General features: G+C 66.1%; 3 protein-coding genes. All 3 read right to left on the reverse strand.

Translation table 11 applies throughout. From position 1 onward, the window contains the following. A partial coding sequence (locus DIE17_RS37035) for an amidohydrolase family protein (RefSeq protein WP_148095018.1) occupies window positions 1-308 on the reverse strand: 308 nt, incomplete at its 3' end. Window positions 309-327: 19 nt separating this feature from the next. After that, on the reverse strand, window positions 328-495 hold the full coding sequence (locus tag DIE17_RS37040; protein ID WP_044847131.1) for a DUF1427 family protein: 168 nt from the start codon (window positions 493-495) through the stop codon (window positions 328-330). Between the two features lie 170 nt (window positions 496-665). Then, window positions 666-997: isochorismatase family protein (locus DIE17_RS37045; RefSeq protein WP_124524138.1), on the reverse strand; the 332-nt coding region annotated here is incomplete at its 5' end.

Genomic DNA, 997 nt, shown 5'->3' on the forward strand with positions numbered 1-997 from the left:
CGCTTGAGCATGTCCATTGCAACCGCGAGCGACGGCACGCCGTCCCAGCGCAGCTCCATGTTGTAGTTCAGGCCACCGCGAATCACGTGGCAGTGGTTGTCGATCAGGCCGGGCAGCGCGCCGCGGCCGCCGAGATCGACGATCTTCGTCGCGCGGCCCGCGAGCGGCATCACGTCCGCGTCGCTGCCGACCGCGACGAAGCGGCCGTCCTTGATCGCGACGGAGGTCGCGACGGGATTCGCGCGGTCGAGGGTCGTGAATCGTCCGTTGTGGAGGATCAGATCCGGTTGAGTCCCGGTTGCGGTCATATGCATCACCTCGCTTCGATCAGAAGCCAAAGAGCTGTTTGAGGGTGGGGATGGCCTGCACGCCGATCACCATGCCGAGCAACCCGACAAGGGCAATCAGCGGCGGTGCCGGGGAGCGCACCTTGATGGCGCTGTAAATGACACCGATCAGCAAGCCCGCACCAAGGGAAACCAGATAGGGTTCCATACGATCAATTTCTCGGACTGGTTGGAGAGCAGGTCCTGACGTCCTGGCCAACACGCCGCGGACGGCATCCGTGATTCGTTCACGGTCCGCCGCCCGCGGCAACGGCGCCGGTGCGGCGCGTTCGCATCGAACCCGCCGCACCGGCATCGACGGTCGCAGACCGTCTGCGCTTACTTCGCCGGCACGGCCGGGATCGACTCGTGCGGCGTCGCGGTGCGCTGCGGTGCCTTGTGGACCATCGTGTACGCGTAGTCGACGCCCATGCCGTACGCGCCCGAATGCTCCTTCGCGATCGCCATCACGGCGTCATACGTCTCGCGGTGCGCCCAGTCGCGCTGCCATTCGAGCAGGACCTGCTGCCACGTGACCGGCACCACGCCGGCCTGCACCATGCGCTGCATCGCGAAATCATGCGCAGCCTGCGTCGTGCCGCCCGATGCGTCGGCGACCATGTAGATCTCGTAGTCGCCTTCGAGCATCGCGCACAGCGCGAACGTCGTGT

The organism is Burkholderia sp. Bp9099, assembly GCF_003857805.1.
Taxonomy (GTDB): domain Bacteria; phylum Pseudomonadota; class Gammaproteobacteria; order Burkholderiales; family Burkholderiaceae; genus Burkholderia.